Below are 22320 nucleotides of genomic sequence, written 5' to 3'. Positions count from 1 at the left end.
CGCGAAGACCGCTAAAGGAGCATTATGGAACAGCAATCTATTCCGCAATATAGTATCAGAGGCCACCAAATTTGGGGGTTTAAAGATATGGCACATTTTCTGGATCATCTGTTTGCTGATGGCGAGACTCAGTCAGGGACTCTGGTTGCAATCAACGCTGAAAAAGTCATGACGGCGGAAAAAGATGCGGCATTAAACACCTTGCTTGGCCAAGCCGAATACCTATATGCGGATGGTATTAGTATTGTGCGCGCTATTCGCCGTAAATATCCACAGGCTCAAGTTTCTCGTGTTGCAGGCGCTGACCTTTGGGAGGCGTTAATGGAGCGAGCAGGGAGGGAAGGAACGCCGGTTTTCTTAGTCGGAGGCAAACCTGAAATTCTTGAACAAACAGAAGAAAAATTACGTTCTCAATGGAATGTGAATATTGTTGGTTCACAAAATGGTTATTTTACAGCAGAAGACCGAGATGCTCTGTTTGAGCGTATCCGAGCCAGCGGCGCGAAGATTGTGACAGTTGCGATGGGGTCGCCAAAACAAGAAATTTTCATGCGCGATTGCCGTAAAGTTTACCCTGAGGCATTGTATATGGGTGTCGGTGGTACTTATGATGTTTTCACCGGTCATGTGAAGCGGGCGCCCAAAATATGGCAAAACCTTGGGTTAGAGTGGCTGTATCGCCTGCTAGCACAACCCACACGTATTAAACGACAATTTAAATTATTAAAATTTTTAGCTTATTACTATGGTGGTAAGCTTTAAAGAGCCTTCACGCGCCATGGTATAAGATGCCGTGGCGCGTTTTCTCATCGTTCTTATCAAAAATATCAGACTAACTGCTATTTTATCTTTGTAATAACAAAAACGTTACTTCTGGCCTCTTCTCTCAATTATTTTTATAATCCATCAAAAATATATGCAATGCATGGGCTTTTAGCTTAGTTTAATGCTTATATCATGTTTTTCGGCTATTAAAATAGTCGTTTTATGAAGATAAAATCATACTTATTACTATAAATACTCATAAGTCGTGATTTGTTTTTTGGGTAACGACAGGGGGAATGAATGGAAAGCTCACAACAAGAACGACCTCAAGGATTGCAACGAGGCTTAGAAGCGCGGCATATCGAGCTCATTGCGCTAGGTGGAACAATTGGTGTTGGCCTATTTATGGGTTCAGCCAGCACATTAAAATGGGCAGGGCCATCGGTTTTGCTCGCTTACATTATTGCCGGTATTTTTGTGTTTTTTATCATGCGCTCAATGGGCGAAATGTTATTTGTTGAGCCAGTAACAGGTTCTTTTGCCTCCTTCGGCTATAAGTACTTAAGCCCATTTTGGGGCTGCTTAACGGCATGGGGCTATTGGTTTATGTGGGTTGCTGTCGGTATCTCTGAAATTACGGCAATAGGTGTCTATGCTGAGTATTGGTTCCCAGACGTCCCTCAATGGATATTTGCGTTGATCGCGGTGGTTTCCGTTGCACTTGCAAACCTTGCGGCAGTTAGGCTCTATGGAGAGCTAGAGTTTTGGTTTGCTATGATAAAAGTCACCACGATTGTGGTTATGATACTGATTGGGTTGAGTCTCATTTTTTTAGGCATTGGCAATAATTTTGAACCGATTGGCCTTGCGAATTTGACGGATCATGGCGGGTTCTTTGCGGGTGGCTGGAAAGGTTTTTTATTTGCTTTGTGTATCGTAGTTGCTTCTTATCAGGGCGTCGAATTAGTCGGGATCACCGCGGGTGAAGCGAAAAATCCACAGGTGACATTGAAAAAAGCGATCAATAATATCTTATGGCGTATTTTAATTTTTTATGTTGGCGCTATTTTCATTGTTGTTACGCTGTTTCCATGGACGGACGTTGGGCAACAAGGTAGCCCGTTTGTATTGACCTTTGCTAAGGTAGGTATCGCGTCAGCGGCGGCGGTGATAAATTTTGTGGTGCTGACTGCGGCGCTATCAGGCTGTAATAGCGGTATGTACAGTGGTGGCCGTATGTTATATGCGTTAGCCCAAAATAGACAACTCCCCGCCTCACTATTAAAACTGACACGTAATGGCGTACCAGCGCGCTGTGTTGGCTTGACTATCTTATGCTTATTGGTAGGTTCGAGCCTAAACTATATCATTCCTAACCCTGAACAAGTTTTTGTTTATGTGTACAGCGCGAGTGTTTTACCTGGCATGGTGCCTTGGTTAGTGATATTGACCAGTCAACTGCGTTTTCGGCAGCAGAACCAAGACAAGATTGTTGGACATCCGTTTAAATCGATTCTGTTTCCATGGGTGAACTACGCAACGTTACTGTTTTTAGCTTGTGTGATAGTCGGCATGGCGATTAACCCTGATACCCGCTTGTCGTTAATTGTTGGTGCGATCTTTTTATTGACGGTTTCTGCGCTTTATTTCTTACTGCGCACACGTAACCGCGCGAAGAGTCAGTGCTAATTCGCTATCATCATCACGCTGTTGATTGACCAATATCGCGATAAAGAGAGAAAAAATGCTCTCTTTATCGACGAAATGCGCAAAAGGCAAGCAATCGAAAATTTTATTGAAAAAAGGACTAGACAGAACCTCATTAAATCCGTACTATCCACACCCGCAACGGCGTTAAGCGCCCGTAGCTCAGCTGGATAGAGCGCTGCCCTCCGGAGGCAGAGGTCTCAGGTTCGAATCCTGTCGGGCGCGCCATTAAATTAGCGTGCTGCTACGGTTGGCAAAACAAAGTTGTATGTAGTATAATAGCAACGCTTTGAATAAAGTGAAGTTATGGTGGCTATAGCTCAGTTGGTAGAGCCCTGGATTGTGATTCCAGTTGTCGTGGGTTCGAGTCCCATTAGCCACCCCATTCTTTTGTGACATTGCGAGGGTGGCGGAATTGGTAGACGCGCTAGCTTCAGGTGTTAGTGTCCTCAGGACGTGGGGGTTCAAGTCCCCCCTTTCGCACCACGAAAAGAATGTAAAGTAGATATACCCTATCGGCGAGTAGCGCAGCTTGGTAGCGCAACTGGTTTGGGACCAGTGGGTCGGAGGTTCGAATCCTCTCTCGCCGACCAAATTTAAAGAACCCCGCTTTAATCAGCGGGGTTTTTGCATTTAGAAGCGCGCAAAATCAGCTTATTCATTGGTACGAGCTACCTTTGGCACGGGTGTACCAATCATCAATTATCAATCATTATTCAAACCCCAAAACCCAAAACCCAAAACCCAAAACCCAAAACCCAAAACCCAAAACCCAAAACCCAAAACCCAAAACCCAAAACCCACACCTTCGACATTAACTCCAACGTCAACTTCAAGTGCCAAATAAACGGTAAGCATGACTGAACGTATTTAAATGTCTGTGCGTTAAGAATGACCGTTTATGGTTCCCGATATACTCATTGACTGGTTATCTGTTAGAACAAATGCGACTGAGGGCTTTATGAAGAAAATCATAGCTAATAGACTGTTTATATTTGTTATTTTTTCTATCTATCCGTCTGTGTCGCAAAATAGATACAAACCAGTATCTCGGTGTCGCCAAATAGAGACATATAATACATTGATTTTTAATAGTAAATTATCAAGGTGATTTTGATGTCTCTGAATTGAGACAGCTTTGTTGTTAAAAAAGGATGCTCACACAGCCTCATGTAAGGCAGGGGGAAAATGGCACTATATAAAAAACGGCTAGGATTGCGTTAGGCGTGTTTTTTCCGATGAAATGGGATAATAGAAAGAAAAAAGGCCATTCAAAAAAAGTTGGCACGCATTCTGCATTATCTATTGTGTAGATGCTCATTCCACTTATTATGACAGCAATGCTTCATAAACCCAGGAATGATGCAAAGCCGATTATCGGTGCCTATTGTCCAATATAGATGAACAAGAGCTAATCCTCTTCTCATCAACCCGTGGACGAAACGTTGAGTGAGGCACCATCCGTCTGTAGACCTGATTGTATATTTACACCTGCCTTGCTGGCAGGTGTTTTTTTTATATGAACTCATCGACTAGAGCGATTTCCCTCTGTACAGCATGATGCTGTTACGGAAGGAAATCAGAAATTCATTTGTATGACATTAATTTTTGCGATTACAAAACCACTTGCTGAACCAGCGAGTGAGGTAGGTATAACACAAAATAATAAATGTAATGATGAAAACGTCTTTATTTAGATCAACAGTATCGAAACCAATGATAGAGATAAAAACAAAAGGTGACAGAATTAAAAGTAGCAGGTCGAAAAATACTTGTAGTCGATTCGGGGTTGAAATGATCCAGCGCCAAATAGTTTTAATTACATTCATGTAGATGTCCTGAGTTCGATTAAATCAAAAACAATGTATTATTTATACACTATGTAAATGGTATATTACAGAACAACCGTTATTTTGTTTGATGTTATACAACAATTAGGCGTTTTTCAGTCTAATTTGTGCTTTTTAAATATCATGGCGACTGATAACAGCCGTCAATATAATGTATTTAAATAAGTTTAATTAGGCTAATACTGTTAATCATATTATGAGTGATAAAAATGTTTGATTAAATATGATGGTATTTAGAATAAAAATAGCGGATAAAAAAACTCCACTTATAAAGTGGAGTTTTTCGTTTATATATTTCAAAATAGTTTTTAAGAACGTTCTTTTTTGAGTGAATGCAGTAAGGCTTCTTGACGTATTTTAGCGGCTTCCTCTGCTTTGTGCAGTTTATCGAGGGCATCGGCTAACCAAGCGGCATCATGAGCATCAAAACGTTGCGCTAATGCGGCTTTGAAATAAGTCTCTGCGTGTTCCCATTGCGCATGCTGTAATGCGATTTGCCCCATTGTACTATTGAGTAATGGTGTTGCTCCTGACTGCTTAACCAGTTGCTTTAATACTTTCTCAAGCTGTTCTGGTTTATCGCTACGGAGTCTTGGTGCGAGGAGTAATAAGCGCTCATCATATTGCTGTTTCAAACCATCAATCACAATTTTTTCAGCACTTTCGATATCATCACATTCAATCAAATGTTCAGCTAAGAAGGACTGTAAAGCCGTTTCATGACGGATTTTTCGTGGCTGAGCTTTCCACCACTGTTTCAAGCCTTCACTACCATTTTCAGCCATACATTGATTCATCAAGCCCTTATAAGCTTTCAGTTTTAATGCCTCTAACTCATCTTCGTTATGAAGTTGTGTTTTCGCCATAATCGGTAGCAGTTCAATCAGTGCCTGATAAGCCCCTGAACGTAAGTAGGCTTGTTCAGCAAGACGTAGTACTTCAGGGTGGCGGGGTGCTTGATCGAGAAGTTTATCGACCCCCGTTCGAGCCGCATACACTTCGCCTTCAGCCAATTGAATACGAACACGGCTGATATCGACGGGAAGTTGGTCGTTGCCAGCAACTTCGGCGGCTCTATTGAGGTATTGATGAGTTCGATGCTCATCTCCACGCTGTTGTGCCGCTTCAGCGGCAAGTAAATAGTTAATCACTGGCTGCTGAGAAAAATCCGCGTGTTTACTCATCAGTTTTTCAACTTGGTCGAAATCGCCTTCGGCAAGTTTGAGTAAGGCTTTTTGTGTTTGTGAGTGCGCTTTATGGTATTTACGCCCACTGACCCAGCCTTTAGTTCGTGAAGTGGTGCTAATAAAACGACGGTAACACCAGCCAAGGAACAGCAGGACAAACTGGAGCAACACAAAGCACAGCACTAAGTTAGTGACACTGGTGGTGATATCATAATCATCTGTACGGATGAAAACATAACCTTGGTGGCCCGCTAAGAGAGGGCCTAAGATAATACCAGCGATAAGCACAATAAAAAGGATCAGTACTTTAATCATAATTACCCCTTCTGCTCATTGGCTGGTGCATCAAGAGGTGCTGCCTCTGAATCTTCAGGTTTTGCGACTGCTTTTTCAGGCTGTTTTTCTTCTGTCGGTGCAGCTTCAGCAGGCGTATTAGCCACTTCTTCTGACTGTGCCAACAGATTACGAACGCGTGTTTGCATTACTTTTTCAAGTTTAGGTTGGCTTTCTAAAGCATCAGGCATCTCAGTCGCGATCGGTTGATTTATTAAATCATCAACTTCAGCTAAGAAGGCTTTTGTTGCCGGAGCGTTAACATCAAAATAAGCACGAACCCAAGTAGAAACTTGTTCGAGTGACTGTTTATAGGTTTCTTCTTGATATCGAGGCACCGCTTGTGCAGCGATCAACAATTGAGAACGAATGTTTTCACGTAGATAGATATCTTGATTTGGTGCCAATAATGGGGCTTCTGAACCGTCACGAGCACGTACGGTGATAAAATCATTAGTAAAGTTTTTCCAACTCCGTGATAGATTTTGCTTCCAATCCGCGATATCGCTGGAGACTTCTCCTTCATCTTCAGCTTTCACATCACCGCTGTTAATCTCATTGAGGCGCAAGTTATCGACTTCATTACTCAATTGATTCAAACGAAGAATAATACCGTCATAATCGACTTGATTGATCGCCGCTAAGCTAGCAATATCATTTTTAATGGCTTTACGGATATCAAGCAGGCTAGGGTCATTCATTTCAGCAAGACTAGAATCCGCACTTTTTAAGAGTACCGCGGCCGTGACTGGGTCGTGATCATTCCATAATTTTCTTCCTGCCATTTTGACCATAAAATCAGCCTGTGCCAGCAACCAACTTTTAACATCTGAGCTTGAGAGCGTATTAACATGTGCTTGTAGCTCTTGCATATGACGGTTGAGCTGCTCTTCATATTCACGAGTCTGTGTTTTGATTTCTGACTGTGAGGCGAACAGCGCATCCAAGCGCTGGCGGTCAACTTTTTGCTGTTCGGCTAAATCATTCAACTGTTGCTTCAATTCGTTATTTTCATTCACGAGTTGCGCATTACTTTGTTGAGTAAAATAATAAATACCACCACCAATGGCGATGATAATTGCGATAGCGATGGCACTACCGATGAGACCAGAACGTTTTTGCTCCGAAGACGGCTTAGGTTGGCGGTTTTTTGGGGTTTCCGCGACAGTTTCATTATTAACCGTTTCGGTAGAATTATTTTGTTCCGTCATAAATTAGCATCCCATGTCGGTTGAAAATAAGGCGTCCAATAAAGCATTATTTTCTGCGCTATTTGCCACACAGACCTTTTTCCAACCATTTTGGCGGGCTTGGTCTGCAATCCGTTCGCTGACAACTAATAAGCGGCGATTGAACCACCATGCTTTGGTATTTTCAGCGATTAATTGATTGAGTAAGGCTAACATTTGACCACTACTGATCACAATATCAGTAATATTTGCATTAACCCATTGTTGATTAAACTCTGTTTTATCGTATAAAACAGGGTGTCTCGCATAACATTCACAATACTCAACCTCTGCACCTCTGGAACGTAATGTTGAGGCTAGGAGCTCCCTTCCTCCGTTTCCGCGTAATAGAAGTGCACGTTTACCTTCAAGAAATTGCAATTCAGGAAGGCTAAGTAATGCTTCACTGGTCTCTCCGTGCTCTGGCCAACGGATAGTGCGACCTGTTAACGCCTCAAAATACTGGCCGGTTGAACGACCTATCCCATAGTAGGATAACTTATCTGACCAGTTGCGTCCTGCTTGTTTAAGGGTTAAATGTGCATACCAGACCGCATTTTTAGATAAAAGAAAGACTAAATCGTGTTGATCAAGCTGCTGAAGGCGTGATCCCAGTAAATTTAATTCAGCACCCGGCGCAATACTAATGAGCGGGGAAGCGAAAGCATCGCCTCCCTTTGCTTTGATTGCTGCGATGAGTTCGCAACCAGCTGGCTCAGGCCGCGTGACTAGTACTTTCATGCCGGTGGATTCCCTTGGTAAACCACAGAGAGAATTTCGCGGGCGCCTTTATCGAGTAATTCCTCAGCAAGAGAGATCCCTGCTTGTTTTGCTTGTTCTGGGGCGATTAAACGCTCGCCACGAATGACTTGGCTACCATCTGGCGCCCCCACTAAAGCACGTAGCCAAATTTGGTTATTTTGCCAAATCGCATAGCTCCCAATAGGTACTTGGCAACCGCCTTCAAGGCGCATATTCATAGCACGTTCCGCGAGAACACAGATGGCTGTTTCATCGTGGTTAAGTTTTTCGAGTAGTTGACGAGTACGCTCATCCTCTAAGCGGCACTCAATACCCACCGCACCTTGTCCCACGGCTGGTAAGGATTGTTCAGGCGCTAATGCAGTACGAATTCGCGCTTCTAAACCTAACCGTTTCAGCCCCGCGACGGCCAAAATTATGGCATCGTATTCACCATTATCCAGTTTCGAGAGCCGAGTCCCCACGTTTCCGCGTAGATCGCGGATAATGAGGTCTGGGCGTAGTTCTCGTATTTGGCATTGGCGGCGCAAACTGGACGTTCCCACTATGCTACCGCTAGGTAGAGCCTCAAGGCTGTCAAAGTGATTAGACACAAAAGCGTCACGTGGGTCTTCACGCTCACAGATCGTGACTAAACCGAGCCCTTCTGGAAATTCAACGGGAACATCCTTCATTGAATGCACTGCGATGTCTGCGCGTTTTTCCAGTAAAGCTAACTCTAATTCTTTAACAAATAGACCTTTTCCACCTACTTTAGCTAAGGGAGTATCTAAAATAATATCGCCTTTAGTCACCATCGGTACCAGTTCAACCTGCAAACCGGGGTGTAGTTGTTCGAGCTTCTCTTTAACAAAGTGTGCTTGCCACATAGCTAAAGGGCTTTTACGTGTTGCAATACGGACGATATTTATTGAAGTCATTTCGTTGCTTTCTCAGGCATAAAGGCCATAGATTAACCATACAATTATCCCTAGTTTTAACATTTTAGCGATGGATTTTCCAGTTAACGACGCTAAAGCTAACGATTCATTAATTGCCTTATTAATAGAAAGCGTCTCTTTTTGATAAGGTTGCTGCGACATAAATCATCAAAAAAAGAAAGTAATGCAAAGGATTGTTTAGCTATTTGTGCGGTTAAAGTCGTAAACAAATTTCAATTTAAGTCAATTTAGTGGTGAAGCGTTCAAGCACAGGCCTAATGCGAAATACGTTTGTGATGGATGCTTGGTGTGTTTTTTTTGAGCAATCAGATGATTTGTTATTATTCCATTGATAAACAAGGGATATTCAGTCGCTATAAAAAATAAAAAGCCTTTTTATACAATATGTTGAAAATTAATTTGTATCAAAAATACACAGATAAAATTATGTGATCTACTTTACCCTTTTGCCGCAAGGTGTTAAATTGATCACGTTTCCGACAATTCATTTGAAAATAAATTTAAACTTACTTTTAATTAACGCGAGATGTCGCTAGGCGGCAGGTCGATAAGTCGCTAGGCGTTGTAAAAACTAGGTAACTAGCGCAAGTAAGCATCGTTAGTAGCGCTGCAACTTGAAGTATGACGAGTAGATATTTCTCTTTATTGGGTGCTGGGTATTCCCAGATTTGTCGTTAAGTTCATTCAGCCAGGCGTATCCCTTGTATCTCTATATTGAAACTCTAAAACAGAGACTTGATGCGATAAACCAACTTCGGTTAGATCGTGCGACAGCGTCAATGGATGAAACCTTCTGTAAGGTTTACAGTCTGCTGCCTGTCTTATTTCATTATCATCACCCAATGATGCCTGGCTATATTGAAGGAAACGTCCCTCATGGTGTGTGTTTCTTCACGCCTGATGATGACCAACAAACATGGTTGTCGCAATTTGAAAAATATCTTCCCTCAGCAGATAAAGCGAATGGTGAACTTCCTATCACAGGCATTTATTCCATGGGGAGTACATCATCGATAGGTCAAAGCCAATGTTCAGATATTGATATTTGGGTTTGTCATCCCTCTTGGTTGGATAGTGAAGAAAAGCGCCTATTACAGAAAAAATGCACATTAATCGAACAGTGGGCGGCTTCTCTTGGCATTGATGTGACGGTTTTTTTGATCGATGAAAATCGTTTTAGACACCATGCGAGTGGCCATATTGGCGGAGAAGATTGCGGTTCAACACAACATATTTTATTGCTTGATGAATTCTACCGTACCGCGGTACGTATGGCGGGTAAAAGGCTGTTATGGACCATGGTACCCGTCGAAGAAGAACATCATTATGATGAATATGTGATGTCGCTTTATGCTCAGGGGGTATTAACGCCAAATGAATGGCTAGACCTCGGTGGATTGGGCGAACTGTCTGCTGCTGAATACTTTGGTGCAAGTTTGTGGCAATTATATAAAAGTGTCGACTCACCTTATAAAGCGGTTTTAAAAAGCTTACTATTAGAATCTTATTCGTGGGATTATCCAAAAGGCAAATTACTCGCATTAGAATTTAAACGCCATCTCCACGCTGGCGAGATAGTTTGTTACGGTTTAGATTCTTATTGTTTAATGTTAGAACGTGTTACCCGCTATTTAATCGAAATTAATGATACTACTCGCCTTGATTTAATTCGTCGTTGTTTCTACCTCAAAGTCTGTGAAAAACTCTCCAAAGATACTGAAGATGAATGTTCTGGCTGGCGCCGTGATGTACTTTCACAGTTAGTTGAATCGTGGGGGTGGGGTGCTGAACGTTTAGAGATGTTAGATTTGCGCAATCAATGGAAAATTGAGCGTGTTCGTGAAGCCCATAATGAGTTACTCGACACGATGATGCAAAGTTACCGTAACCTGATCCGCTTTGCTCGTCGTAATAATTTAAGTGTTAGTGCCAGCCCACAAGATATTGGCGTATTAACCCGTAAGTTATATGCTGCTTTTGAAGCGCTACCGGGTAAAGTGACACTTGTTAACCCGCAAATCTCTCCAGACCTCAGTGAGCCACATCTTACGTTTATTTATGTTCCTTCTGGCCGCGCGAATCGTAGCGGTTGGTATTTGTATAACCAAGCACCACATATTGACACCATTATTGGTCATCAACCGCTCGAATATAACCGTTATTTGAACAAACTGGTCGCTTGGGCTTACTTTAACGGATTACTGACTGAAAATACTCAGGTGTATATGCATCATGGTCAGTCTCAATGTGATGAGAAGAAGTTACTTGAATTGATGCATGACGTTTCGGGGCATTTTCCGATTCGCTTACCGGCCCCAACGCCAAAAGCCTTGTATAGTCCTTGTGAAATCCGCCACTTAGCCATTATCGTCAATTTAGAAAAAGATCCGACACAAGTTTATTCAGACCAAGTGGTACATTTTGATTTCAGAAAGCTAGACGTGTTTAGTTTTGGTGAAGAACAACGTTGCCTAATTGGTAGTATTGATCTGCTGTATCGCAACTCTTGGAATGAAGTGAGAACACTTCACTTTAGCGGCGAGCAATGCATGTTAGAGGCACTCAAAACCATTTTAGGTAAAATGCATCAAGATGCTGCGCCGCCAGATGCGGTGGAAGTCTTCTGCTATTGTGAGCATTTACGTGGCCTAGTGAGAACACGTGTACAACAGTTGGTTTCAGAGTGTATTGACTTGCGTTTATCAAGTAATCGCAATGACCCCGGTCGTTTCAAAGCGTTACGGATTGCTGGGCAAACATGGGGCTTATTCTTTGAACGGTTAAATGTTTCAGTTCAGAAACTGGAAAATGCGGTTGAGTTCTATGGGGCCATTTCTCACAATAAATTACATGGTTGGCCTGTCAAATTAAACGCCAAAGAAAATAACCATTTACCCGCCGTTGTTGACGGTTATGCAAGTGAAGGTATCGTACAGTTTTTCTTTGAAAATACCGCAGATAACACAGGCTTTAACATTTATGTTTTAGATGAAGCCAACCGAGTGGAAATTTATTCTCACTGTGAGGGCTCCAAAGAAGACTTAGTACGAGACGTTAGCCGTTTCTATTCATCGTCTCATGACCGTTTTACGTACGGTGCTAATTTTATTAATTTTAATTTGCCGCAGTTCTATCAAATTGTGACTCATAAAGGCAAAAGCCAAGTGATACCCTTTTCAGGCGGAACTTGGCCTTTCGATATTGAAGAGCAGGATGAATTAATGAATGCTGGGCATTTTGATACTTCACCGCATCATCAAGCCCATCATTATTGAGCGGACGAATCGTTAATACTAAAACGTAAAAGGCTCACCGCTTTGCGCGCTAATAGCTTGTGCGAGCATCTCCGTGAATCGTTGCCCTGAACGATCGCATACCCACTCATTATCTTTATAGTCGTAGTGATAGCCGCCGTGTTTCGTGGCGAGCCAAATTTGGTGGAAAGGCTCTTGTCGATTGATAATGATTTTGCTGCCATCTTCAAAACTGAGCGTCATGACACCACCATTCGTTTCACAATCAATATCCGCATCACCGTCATAATTGTCCAAATGTTGTTCAATAGAAGCCATCATTTGATCGGCAAGTTGGTGAAATTCACTGTCATTCACGGTTAATTTCCTATCAGCTTAAATAATTTACTAATAGAAATTATAGGTGTGAATATCAGTGAGGGTCAATCGACGAAAAGGGAGGACGCAGGGTAACTTTCTTTTGAGAATACTAAAACATTTGTTGGTGACTGTTCTTTTAAGCATTATGCTATTGTGGGTAGGGAATAAAATCACGATACAATTGATGAACAATAGTGATTTGCTTAGGCTGCCCTGTTAATCTGTTAACCCTATTCAGACGTCAAAAGTTAGTTTTACAGGCGAAATATAATGAAAAAAAGTTTAGTTGGACTCTCTGCGTTTATTATGTTGTTGACTCTTTCTGGTTGTGGCTTAAAAGGCCCTCTCTATTTTCCACCAGAAGAACAGGCTTCAGCATCACAAACTGAAGATGTTGAACCTAAGGCTCAAAATAGTACCGCGGCAGATTCACGAGCGCCGTCTTCAAATCAACAATAAGCTGCTGCGATGGAGCGGATTATGCAATTTTCTAAAATGCATGGCTTAGGTAATGATTTCATGGTCGTCGACGGCGTCACTCAGAATGTTTATTTTTCTCCTGAGCTGATTAGCCGCCTTGCGGATAGGCATACAGGGGTTGGCTTTGACCAACTGTTGTTAGTTGAGGCACCTTATGATCCTGATTTAGATTTTCATTATCGTATCTTCAATGCAGATGGAAGTGAAGTTGCACAATGTGGCAATGGTGCTCGCTGTTTTGCACGTTTCGTACGTTTAAAAGGGCTGACAAATAAACAAAAAATTAAAGTCAGTACTCAAGCAGGTCGCATGACATTGACGATCAATGAAAATGACGATGTTTGCGTGAATATGGGGGAACCTGAATTTGAACCTCAGAAAATACCTTTTCGCGCTATCAAAGCAGAAAAAACCTATATTATTAGAGCGTTAGAACGTACAGTATTATGTGGTGTGGTTTCGATGGGAAATCCTCACTGTGTTATTCAGGTTGAAAGTGTAAAAACAGCTGAAGTGGAAATCTTAGGCCCTGTTCTTGAGAGTCATGAACGGTTTCCAGAACGCGTTAATGTCGGTTTCATGGAAATAATCAATGCGAACCATATCAGCTTACGTGTGTTTGAACGTGGAGCGGGAGAAACGCAGGCATGCGGTAGTGGTGCTTGTGCCGCGGTGGCAATCGGTATCCAGCAAGGGTTATTATCAAATCGAGTGAAAGTTGACTTGCCAGGAGGATCCCTTGATATTAGTTGGGAAGGGCCTGGCCATCCATTATATATGACAGGGCCTGCGAGTCATGTTTATGATGGGGTACTACAACTTTAAGCTTTATTTCGCGACTCAAGAAATTGCAAGTGACAGCGTTATTGGCTGTACGCGTTGGCGTTAGCGACCTGTTTTGTGACTGACTAGCGCCTTATTTGCCATCTAACTATACTGGGATTTATTTAGAGTAGACTTAATCATCAAGAGGTTATAATGGATAAACTGAAAATAGAGCCAGATAGCCCTTATCAAATTGATGATCGCCAAGTGGCGCGTTACTTACAGGAACAGCCCGACTTCTTTATCCGCAATGCTTCGCTTGTTGAGCAACTTTCAATACCGCATGCAATACAGGGGACAATTTCGTTACCTGAAGCGGTGATGAATCGACAGCGACTAAAAATCAAACAGCTCGAACAAGATATCTGTTTCATGGTTGAACAAGCGCATGAAAATGGTTTGTTATTTGATGAGTTACTGTATCTTGTCATCGATATGTCAATGGCGCAAAGCCTGAATGAGATGCTTAGCAGTTTAAATCGCTGGGCAAAAAAACTCGGCCTATCAGGGGCATCTGTTCGTTTATTTAGTGATTGTTGGCGGTTGTCTGCTCCTCTTGATGCGCAAGCACTTGTGGTTTCCCGTAGTGCGTTCGAATCTATTCGCCTTCAGCGTTTTGGAGAGAAAACGCATTATTTAGGTACGCTGAATGGCCCTGAAATACAACTGCTGTTGCCGGAAGCTATGAATGTAGGCTCGGTAGCGATTTCTCTCTTTGGTCATCATGGGGAATCAGGAATGGTCATTTTTACTAGCCGAAATCGAGACCATTATCAATCTGGTATGGGAACAGTGATGTTAGAAAAAGTGGCTCAAATTCTACCGAGGTTATTATGCCGATGGATAGAACGCTTATAACGACTCAGCCGGAAGGGCTGATGACCCAAGTCGAAGCATTTTTACGTTATTTACATGTTGAGCGTAGATTAAGCCCTGTCACGATCACTAATTATCGCCGCCAGCTCACGACAGTGACAGAAATGCTCAATGAAATGAAGGTGAGTGAGTGGCAACAGCTTGATGTCGTTAAAGCCCGTAATATCGCGGCTAAAAGCCGTCGAGCAGGCTTGCAAGCAGCCAGTATGGCGCTGCGATTGTCTGCATTACGGAGTTTTTGTGATTGGATGGTACAACAAGGTGAATTACCGGCTAATCCAGTCAAAGCAGTACAGGCGCCAAAAGCGAAAAAGCGACTGCCAAAGAATATGGATGTTGATGAAGTCTCACAATTACTGAATATGGATAGCGGTGACCCACTGGTGGTGCGAGACAGAACCATGTTAGAAGTGATGTATGGCGCGGGGCTGCGTTTATCTGAATTAGTTGGATTAGATATTCGTCATTTAGATCTCGCCTCGGGTGAAGTCAAAGTGATGGGAAAAGGCAGTAAAGAACGTAAAATCCCATTAGGTAAAACCGCGGTGAGTTGGTTAACACGTTGGCTAGAAATGCGTGAGTTATATGCACCGGAAGATAATGCCGTTTTTATTTCGACACAGAGTGGCAAACGAATATCAAACCGTAATGTGCAAAAACGTTTTGAGCAATGGGGCATTAAACAAGGGGTAAATAGCCATATTAACCCACATAAGTTGCGCCATTCATTTGCAACACATATTCTTGAATCAAGTGGTAATTTACGCGGTGTGCAAGAATTGCTCGGCCATGCCAACTTATCAACAACGCAAATCTATACACACTTAGATTTTCAGCATTTGGCTAATGTTTATGATGTGGCTCATCCCAGAGCAAAAAGGGAGAAACCTTAATGCATTTTTACCGTCCGCTGTCACCGATTCAAGCGATAACGTTTGATTTGGATGATACTTTATATGATAACCATCCGGTCATTGATAAAACGGAAGAAGAGGTATTACGTTTTGTCCGTGAATATGATCCACAATTCAGTCATTTTACTCATCATGATTTGTATACTTTTCGTCGCATTGTGGCTGAACAAGAACCGGATATTTGCCACGATATCACCCGCTGGCGCTGGTTATCATCGAAAATGATGTTTTGCCATTATGGATATAGCCGAGAAGACGCTCTAAAAGGGGCGGATGAACTAATGGCTCATTTTACTTATTGGCGAAATCAAATAGATATTCCTGAATCAACCCACCAGATATTAGCTCAGCTTGCAGAAAAATTACCCCTAGTGGCGATTACCAACGGTAATGCAGAGCCAGATGCTTGTGGCTTGGGGCAATATTTTCAGTTTGTGTTGAAAGCAGGGCCGGATGGGCGCTCAAAACCTTATTGTGATATGTATCGGCTAGCCGCGCAAAAACTCGATTTACAGCCTCATGCTATTTTACATGTGGGCGATAATCTATTGACGGATGTAGAGGGTGCTATTCGTAGTGGTATGCAAGCCTGTTGGATTAACGTCGACAATAAAACACTCATGGAAGAGAAAGATGTACGCTTATTGCCGCATGTTGAAATTTCGCAGTTGGCTTCTCTATTGTCGCTGGTATAATCATTTTCTGTATAAAAACACAGTGGTCGTGGCCACTGTTCTGCTTTGATGGTAATTATGGACGTTTCTTATCTGCTCGAAGGCCTTAATGATAAACAGCGTGAGGCAGTTGCTGCACCACGCACTAACTTATTAGTACTTGCAGGAGCAGGTAGTGGTAAAACGCGCGTATTGGTACACAGAATCGCTTGGTTAATGGCGGTTGAGCATGCATCACCATTCTCGATCATGGCAGTGACCTTTACCAACAAAGCAGCAGCAGAAATGCGCCATCGTATCAATCAGTTGATTGGCTCAAGTGAAGGTGGCATGTGGATTGGTACTTTCCACGGTTTAGCCCATCGCTTACTACGTCAACACTATTTGGATGCTGGCTTACCACAAGATTTCCAAATTCTCGATAGCGATGACCAATATCGATTAATTCGTCGGTTGTTAAAAGCGATGAATCTTGATGAAAAACAATGGCCCCCCCGCCAAGGAATGTGGTACATCAACGGTAAAAAAGATGAGGGATTACGTCCTCAACATATCGAATGTTATGGTAACCCGATAGAAAGTACATGGTTAAAAGTGTATCAAGCTTATCAAGAGGCTTGTGATCGTGCTGGGTTAGTCGATTTTGCTGAGTTGTTATTACGAGCCCATGAATTATGGCTCAATAAGCCCCATGTATTGCAACACTATCGTGAACGCTTCACGAATATTCTCGTCGACGAATTCCAAGATACGAACAGCATTCAATACGCTTGGATCCGCGTGTTAGCTGGCGAAACGGGTAAGGTGATGATTGTTGGCGATGATGATCAATCAATTTACGGCTGGCGTGGGGCACAAGTGGAAAATATTCAGCGTTTTTTGAATGACTTCCCTGGGGCTGAAACAATCCGTCTTGAACAAAATTACCGTTCCACTAACAATATTCTGAAAGCTGCGAATGCCTTAATTGCGCATAATAGCGATCGATTAGGGAAAAATTTATGGACGGAAGATGGCGATGGTGAGCCGATTTCCCTCTACTGTGCTTTTAATGAATTAGATGAAGCGCGCTATATTGTCAGCCGTATAAAACAGTGGCAAGAAAATGGTGGTGCTTTGCAGGATTGTGCGATGCTATATCGTAGCAACGCGCAATCTCGTGTGTTGGAAGAGGCATTAATTCAAAGTGCTATGCCATATCGCATTTATGGTGGACAACGCTTCTTTGAACGTCAAGAAATTAAAGATGCACTGTCTTATTTAAGGCTGATTGCTAATCGTAATGACGATGCCTCCTTTGAACGTGTGGTAAATACGCCAACGCGAGGTATTGGCGATCGTACTCTGGATACCGTACGCCAAACCGCACGAGACCAACAATTAACCTTATGGGAAAGTTGTGAATATTTACTTCGTGAGCAAGTTCTTGGGGGCCGTGCCGCGGCGGCTATTGAACGTTTTCTCGAATTGGTCGATGCGCTGGCGAAAGAAACGCAAGATATGCCCTTACATGTACAAACGGATAGAGTGATTAATGACTCTGGTCTACGTGCGATGTATGAGCAAGAGAAAGGTGAAAAAGCACAGGCTCGCATCGAAAACTTGGAAGAGTTGGTGAACGCAACCCGCGATTTTAGTTATCAAGATGAAGATCAGGATTTGATGCCGCTACAAGCCTTTTTATCACATGCCGCATTAGAATCGGGTGATGGCCAAGCCGATGTGAATCAAGATGCGGTGCAGTTAATGACACTACACTCAGCAAAAGGACTCGAATTCCCAATCGTCTTTATCGTTGGTATGGAAGAAGGGATGTTCCCTAGCCAAATGTCAATGGATGAAAGCGGTCGCTTAGAAGAAGAGCGTCGCTTAGCTTATGTTGGGATCACGCGAGCGATGCAAAAGCTGACGATCACGTATGCGGAAAGTCGTCGTTTATATGGTAAAGAAGTTTATCACCGCCCATCACGTTTTATTGCGGAGTTGCCGACAGAATGTGTGGAAGAAGTTCGTTTACGTGCAACGGTTTCTCGTCCTGTTAATCATCAGCGCCTTGGCACACCAGTAACCCAAAATGATTCAGGTTATGCGTTAGGCCAACGTGTACGGCACCCTAAATTTGGTGAAGGTACTATTATTAATTTGGAAGGAAGTGGAGAACATTGTCGTTTGCAAATTGCTTTCCAAGGTCAAGGCATTAAATGGCTCGTGGCATCCTATGCTCGGCTAGAAAATGTATCATAAGTTATTTTTCCCCGTAGAGTGTCATAAACAAAATATGGCATTCTACCTAATATACGGTGTGTTTTAATTTCACGAGGCATATTAAAACATATAAAAATAAAATAGATTGTAATTATCAATTAATAATATATTTAAACTCATTTTCACTGTAATTATTTTATTGCTTTTTTATATAAATTATAAATTTGTTTTTCGATTTTTGCTTATAGCATGATTTGCATTTTAATAATCATTAATTCAAGGACGATGGGTGTGAATTGGGCAATTGAAACAATAAACGATGATCTCATTGGGGATTTTCGTCGCAATACAACATTAAGCTGATCGCTTCCTTTTCTTCAGTACAGGTATAAAGTAGAGTTTCCTGCCTTTTTTCTCCTGAAAAAGAGGTCATCCGACATGAAAAAGACACGTTATACCGAAGAACAGATAGCGTTTGCCCTGAAATAGGCTGAAACCAGCACCCGGGTGGAGGAAGTGTGCAGAACGATGGGTATTAATATTTGCGGCAAGCTCTGAAGCTGCGGGTTTCATTAAATTGGATTCATCGCGATGAATCACAATATTGTGCATTAGCACTGAGGGTGAGTTTATTCGTTTTGGCTAACTGGGTATTATCAAAATTGATGCTTTTCCCTGCTTGGATATGTAACGAATTTGTGGCGTTAATCACCGAGGGGTGATAATACATTATCTTTAAAGGCAGAAACGGAAATCCCCACTAATTCAATTTGGTTCGCGTTAAAACACAAGGCATTATCACTAGTGCTTTTCTGTGTCGGGTCTACCGTAACAGTATTTTGATTTTCAAGGACCTCTCGTTGCTGTTTTTCCGATTCTAAGCGCTTTTTTGTTTAAACTGCATACTGTCTCTATTGGCTGGAAATCATAAGGGCTCAGAATAACTGAGTTCCGTAAAGACGATTAAAGGTAAGAACAAGACAGCAGGGATCAGTTTTATCATAATAAGTGAATACGATTAATCACACAAAAAGTTAAATTTCGCTTAAGGTAAAGAGTCATTAACCTAATGGCAAGAGAAATCATCAAGAAAGGATATAAAAACTGGATTTGATTACCTTTGAAGGTTAATTCAATGCAAAATATAGCTGTTTGGCTAATTGGTAGATTGTTTTTCTATTATTTATTTTTTGTTGGTGAAATAATTTGCTTTAAGTTGGTTTGGCAAGCAGTAATTACGACTATTTTAGGTAAGGCATCTTTACTACTTTGTCCTGAATTGAATGATAGCGTTAATGAAAAGGGAATATTGGGAAGCAACGAAACGATAACAATGGTTAATGGGTTAAATAGAATGGCTAAGATTTGTTAAACTGACTAATGTTTGGAACGGGCTGCTAGTGGTTAAAATGATCGCTTAACGACGTTTACTGTTCCATTGCTTCCCAAACCCCGGGATCTAACTTCTATTTGAAATACAATAAAAAACAACGAACAAATCTCTTAAGCTAATATTAATAAAAAAATTAATGCCAAAGATCGCCAAGCAATAGTCATAGCGTTAGAATCAGTTAAAATTGCCGATGCCGCCAAGAACTTTAAACGGTTGAGTAAAGGCATGGGGTATGTTGGACCAGCAATTGATGGTTATGAGCTTTTCTTTGTTGAGTTACCTAATGCAATAAGAAGTGATAATTAGCGATCTTTTTTGTTAAAGCAACGATTGGAAGACAAAGATGCTCATATTGATAGCTTAAAAAATGCCATGCTATTAATCGAATCCAAGCTACCAACAACATCTGAACCAGTTGCATCAGTGCCAGCCAAAAAATCTTGGCAATTCTGGAAAAATAGCCGTTTGGTATCATTTCCATGCTGAAACCCAAACCGCCATTTTAATAACAAACGAGCAATATCAAAAATGGTGTTTTTACGGGTGAAAAGAAGTGGTTTTAGCCAATTGAGTAGATTTTTGAATGAGTGCCTAAGTGGCTGTCACTCCAATTTTAAAATGTCACCTAATTCTCCAAAATAGAAATGTCACTTTTATTCTTTAACGGAATTTTCTGTAATTTTCCAGTATGATAGTCAAAGTTAAAAACTATTATTGGTAACGTAATGAAAAAACAGTTAATTGTGATTAAGAGACATATTTCTGAATACCCTAATCCCATTCATTTCTCTGCTGGTGACCTGCTGACTGTTGGCGAAAAATACGTAGGAGATGAGGGCTGGCATAATTGGTATCTTTGCTCGTTTAATGGTTTAAGTGGTTGGGTTCCTAAGCAGATAATTGAATTAATTAGCGAAACTACAGGAATTGCCAAAGAAAACTATAGTGCATTGGAACTGAATGTGGAGACACAGGAACATGTCATTGGATACAAAGAAACCAATGGTTGGGTTTGGTGCAAAAAATTAGATACAGGAGAGCAAGGCTGGATCCCTGTATCAAATCTAAAAGAAATTTAGTGAATTAGCTCTACTTTAACAAACTGGCTCTAAATTCTTCTGGATTAACTAATACTGGGTTGATAGCTCTGAGTTGCTCCTGAATCCTTGCTTGAGCTCGTCTTTTTAGCATTCTTTGACTCCTGTCTCGTTTGCCTTGACGTTCCAAGTCATCCATCTTGTCCTGATCCAGTTTGAGAACTGTTCCAAGCCTTTTATTATCAACGATTTGTCCTTGGTCAATGCACTCCAGCTTATCAAACACCTGATAACGTAGTGAACGGTGACCATATTTGAAAGCCAGTGTCCCATCAGGATAGTCATAGACTTGGATGTTTTCACCTGCGAGCCGAGAGTTTTCTTCTGTTGGCTCAACAAGATATATCATCTTGTCGTAGCGGAATGTCAGCGCTTTTGTGAGCTTACGTGTTTCTTGCCACGAGAAGATATCATCAATTTCTTCTCGATATTCAGTCACTGGACGGTGTAGATTTTTAGGGTATCTAGGAGCTTGAGCAAAACGCTGGTTAAAATCCCCCACAAAGCCTTCCAGCCATACATTAGCTTCTTCAATGTTGCTGATGCCTTCTAGTCGCATCTCTTTGATTAGGCGGTCTTGGAGTGTTTTATTCGCACGTTCTACACGACCTTTTGCCTGGGGACTGTTCGCACAAATCAGTTCTACGCCAATATCATGAAGAACTCGACCAAATTGAGTTGTACCGGTCGTGGCGCCGTTTGGATGATTTACCCGGAAAACACCGTGTTTATCGCTGTAGAATGCAAGAGGTTTACCATGTTTTTCAATGTACTCTCGTGTTGCTAGCATATAATCAAAGGCAGATTCAGTTTCGCCAAAACGCAGGTGCATTAAGCGTCCAGTGGCATCATCAACAAACACTAGTAAGCAACATTTTGGGGCTCGACCTTCAAACCAATCATGATGAGAACCATCTAGCTGGATCAGCTCACCAAGGCAATCACGACGACTACGAGGCTGGTAAATACGAGGTTTTCGTCGAACATAAGGAACCCAAAGACCATCAGCAATCATCCATTTTCTGATAGTTTCGACAGAAACAATAATCTTGTGTTTTTCATGCAATTTTTCGGCTGCTAGGGTTGGGCCAAAATCACTGTAATTTTGGTGTAGTAGCGCCATCACGCGAAGTTTAAAAGCGTCAGGAAAACAGTTGTTACTTTGTTTTCCTCGTTGTGCATGAGCCAGACCAGCTATACCTAATTCACGATACCGGTTAACGAGCCGCTGCACCTGTCGTTCGGTTAAATTGAGTTGAGATGCAGCGTCACACCGCCGTAATCGTTTTTCACAAACAGCTTGAATAACATTAATCCGATTTAATTCTTTATCCGACATAGTCACCAACATTTTGAATGTCCTTATCGCGGCAAAAGGTTGACCCCTTTATGCCGCAAAAAGTGACATTTCTAAATGGCTAAAAAGTGACATTACTAAATTGGAGCTACATATTAGGTTCCCATAAGG

Annotated in this window: 20 protein-coding genes and 4 tRNA genes; 17 read left to right on the top strand and 7 right to left on the bottom strand. The window is 41.9% G+C overall.

All coding sequences use genetic code 11. The annotated features are described in order from the left end of the window. Window positions 1–24 precede the first annotated feature (24 nt). The 6 genes from wecG to P2E05_RS18830 all read left to right on the top strand — a co-directional run bounded on the left by wecG (window position 25) and on the right by P2E05_RS18830 (window position 3065). Window positions 25–762: a lipopolysaccharide N-acetylmannosaminouronosyltransferase gene (wecG, locus tag P2E05_RS18855; RefSeq protein WP_154624229.1), complete on the top strand. Its 738-nt coding sequence runs from the start codon at window positions 25–27 to the stop codon at window positions 760–762. A 303-nt stretch (window positions 763–1065) separates the two neighbouring features. Next, window positions 1066–2454, top strand: coding sequence for a bifunctional threonine/serine APC transporter ThrP (gene thrP, locus P2E05_RS18850; protein ID WP_154624230.1), 1389 nt, complete (start codon window positions 1066–1068; stop codon window positions 2452–2454). A 169-nt stretch (window positions 2455–2623) separates the two neighbouring features. Then, window positions 2624–2700: transfer RNA gene (locus P2E05_RS18845), tRNA-Arg, on the top strand. Between the two features lie 81 nt (window positions 2701–2781). Then, window positions 2782–2857, top strand: a tRNA-His gene (locus P2E05_RS18840). A gap of 15 nt (window positions 2858–2872) precedes the next feature. Further along, window positions 2873–2958, top strand: a tRNA-Leu gene (locus P2E05_RS18835). 30 nt (window positions 2959–2988) lie between these two features. Continuing rightward, window positions 2989–3065 (top strand) — tRNA-Pro (locus P2E05_RS18830). 1008 nt (window positions 3066–4073) lie between these two features. On the opposite strand, the gene P2E05_RS18825 is transcribed toward P2E05_RS18830, so the two are convergent. From P2E05_RS18825 to hemC, 5 genes are all read right to left on the bottom strand, one after another. Next, entirely contained in the window at window positions 4074–4301 is a 228-nt protein-coding gene (locus P2E05_RS18825) for a hypothetical protein (protein ID WP_154622326.1), read from the bottom strand. A gap of 329 nt (window positions 4302–4630) precedes the next feature. Beyond that, a complete protein-coding gene (gene hemY, locus P2E05_RS18820) occupies window positions 4631–5824 on the bottom strand; it encodes a protoheme IX biogenesis protein HemY (protein ID WP_163863276.1) in 1194 nt (397 codons plus the stop codon). A gap of 2 nt (window positions 5825–5826) precedes the next feature. After that, window positions 5827–7053 (bottom strand): uroporphyrinogen-III C-methyltransferase, encoded by a 1227-nt coding sequence (gene hemX / locus P2E05_RS18815; protein ID WP_247047183.1) that lies wholly within the window; start codon window positions 7051–7053, stop codon window positions 5827–5829. 3 nt (window positions 7054–7056) lie between these two features. Then, window positions 7057–7812 carry a uroporphyrinogen-III synthase gene (locus P2E05_RS18810; RefSeq protein WP_154622905.1) on the bottom strand — a complete coding sequence of 252 codons (756 nt, stop codon included), beginning with the start codon at window positions 7810–7812 and terminating at the stop codon, window positions 7057–7059. Further along, window positions 7809–8753 carry a hydroxymethylbilane synthase gene (gene hemC / locus P2E05_RS18805; protein WP_154622904.1) on the bottom strand — a complete coding sequence of 315 codons (945 nt, stop codon included), beginning with the start codon at window positions 8751–8753 and terminating at the stop codon, window positions 7809–7811. Before hemC ends, P2E05_RS18810 begins: the two co-directional genes overlap by 4 nt. A 722-nt stretch (window positions 8754–9475) precedes the next feature. Here hemC and P2E05_RS18800 point away from each other — a divergent pair. Further along, a complete protein-coding gene (locus P2E05_RS18800; protein WP_163863272.1) occupies window positions 9476–12049 on the top strand; it encodes a class I adenylate cyclase in 2574 nt (857 codons plus the stop codon). Between the two features lie 18 nt (window positions 12050–12067). Here the strand turns inward: P2E05_RS18800 and cyaY are convergent, their stop codons facing one another. Continuing rightward, complete coding sequence (cyaY, locus tag P2E05_RS18795; protein ID WP_163863270.1) at window positions 12068–12385, bottom strand: iron donor protein CyaY; 318 nt, start codon at window positions 12383–12385, stop codon at window positions 12068–12070. A 273-nt stretch (window positions 12386–12658) separates the two neighbouring features. Between cyaY and lptM the strand changes: the two genes are divergently transcribed. The 10 genes from lptM (at window position 12659) to P2E05_RS18745 (ending at window position 20834) form a co-directional block, all read left to right on the top strand. Next, window positions 12659–12847 carry an LPS translocon maturation chaperone LptM gene (lptM, locus tag P2E05_RS18790; protein WP_154622902.1) on the top strand — a complete coding sequence of 63 codons (189 nt, stop codon included), beginning with the start codon at window positions 12659–12661 and terminating at the stop codon, window positions 12845–12847. 21 nt (window positions 12848–12868) lie between these two features. Next, a complete protein-coding gene (dapF, locus tag P2E05_RS18785; RefSeq protein WP_163863267.1) occupies window positions 12869–13693 on the top strand; it encodes a diaminopimelate epimerase in 825 nt (274 codons plus the stop codon). 153 nt (window positions 13694–13846) lie between these two features. Then, window positions 13847–14551 carry a DUF484 domain-containing protein gene (locus P2E05_RS18780; protein WP_154622900.1) on the top strand — a complete coding sequence of 235 codons (705 nt, stop codon included), beginning with the start codon at window positions 13847–13849 and terminating at the stop codon, window positions 14549–14551. Beyond that, window positions 14533–15462 (top strand): tyrosine recombinase XerC, encoded by a 930-nt coding sequence (gene xerC, locus P2E05_RS18775; protein ID WP_196713738.1) that lies wholly within the window; start codon window positions 14533–14535, stop codon window positions 15460–15462. The genes P2E05_RS18780 and xerC overlap by 19 nt, the downstream gene beginning before the upstream one ends. After that, window positions 15462–16178, top strand: a complete 717-nt coding sequence (gene yigB / locus P2E05_RS18770) for a 5-amino-6-(5-phospho-D-ribitylamino)uracil phosphatase YigB (protein ID WP_154622898.1) — start codon at window positions 15462–15464, stop codon at window positions 16176–16178. Before xerC ends, yigB begins: the two co-directional genes overlap by 1 nt. Before the next feature lie 48 nt (window positions 16179–16226). Then, window positions 16227–18401, top strand: a complete 2175-nt coding sequence (gene uvrD / locus P2E05_RS18765; RefSeq protein ID WP_196713761.1) for a DNA helicase II — start codon at window positions 16227–16229, stop codon at window positions 18399–18401. Between the two features lie 1096 nt (window positions 18402–19497). Next, window positions 19498–19734 (top strand): hypothetical protein, encoded by a 237-nt coding sequence (locus tag P2E05_RS18760; protein WP_272657859.1) that lies wholly within the window; start codon window positions 19498–19500, stop codon window positions 19732–19734. A 141-nt stretch (window positions 19735–19875) separates the two neighbouring features. Next, complete coding sequence (locus P2E05_RS18755; RefSeq protein WP_336298282.1) at window positions 19876–20061, top strand: colicin-like pore-forming protein; 186 nt, start codon at window positions 19876–19878, stop codon at window positions 20059–20061. A gap of 9 nt (window positions 20062–20070) precedes the next feature. Beyond that, entirely contained in the window at window positions 20071–20241 is a 171-nt protein-coding gene (locus tag P2E05_RS21805; protein ID WP_272657858.1) for a hypothetical protein, read from the top strand. A 239-nt stretch (window positions 20242–20480) separates the two neighbouring features. After that, window positions 20481–20834 carry an SH3 domain-containing protein gene (locus tag P2E05_RS18745; RefSeq protein ID WP_249999466.1) on the top strand — a complete coding sequence of 118 codons (354 nt, stop codon included), beginning with the start codon at window positions 20481–20483 and terminating at the stop codon, window positions 20832–20834. Between the two features lie 10 nt (window positions 20835–20844). Here P2E05_RS18745 and P2E05_RS18740 read toward each other — a convergent pair whose 3' ends face one another. Next, window positions 20845–22191 (bottom strand): ISNCY family transposase, encoded by a 1347-nt coding sequence (locus tag P2E05_RS18740; protein ID WP_272657863.1) that lies wholly within the window; start codon window positions 22189–22191, stop codon window positions 20845–20847. Window positions 22192–22320 lie beyond the last annotated feature (129 nt).

This window comes from Providencia stuartii, assembly GCF_029277985.1.
In the GTDB taxonomy this organism is placed as follows: domain Bacteria; phylum Pseudomonadota; class Gammaproteobacteria; order Enterobacterales; family Enterobacteriaceae; genus Providencia; species Providencia zhejiangensis.
Note: the sequence above shows the minus strand (reverse complement) of the source record. Positions and strands in the feature narration are given on the sequence as shown.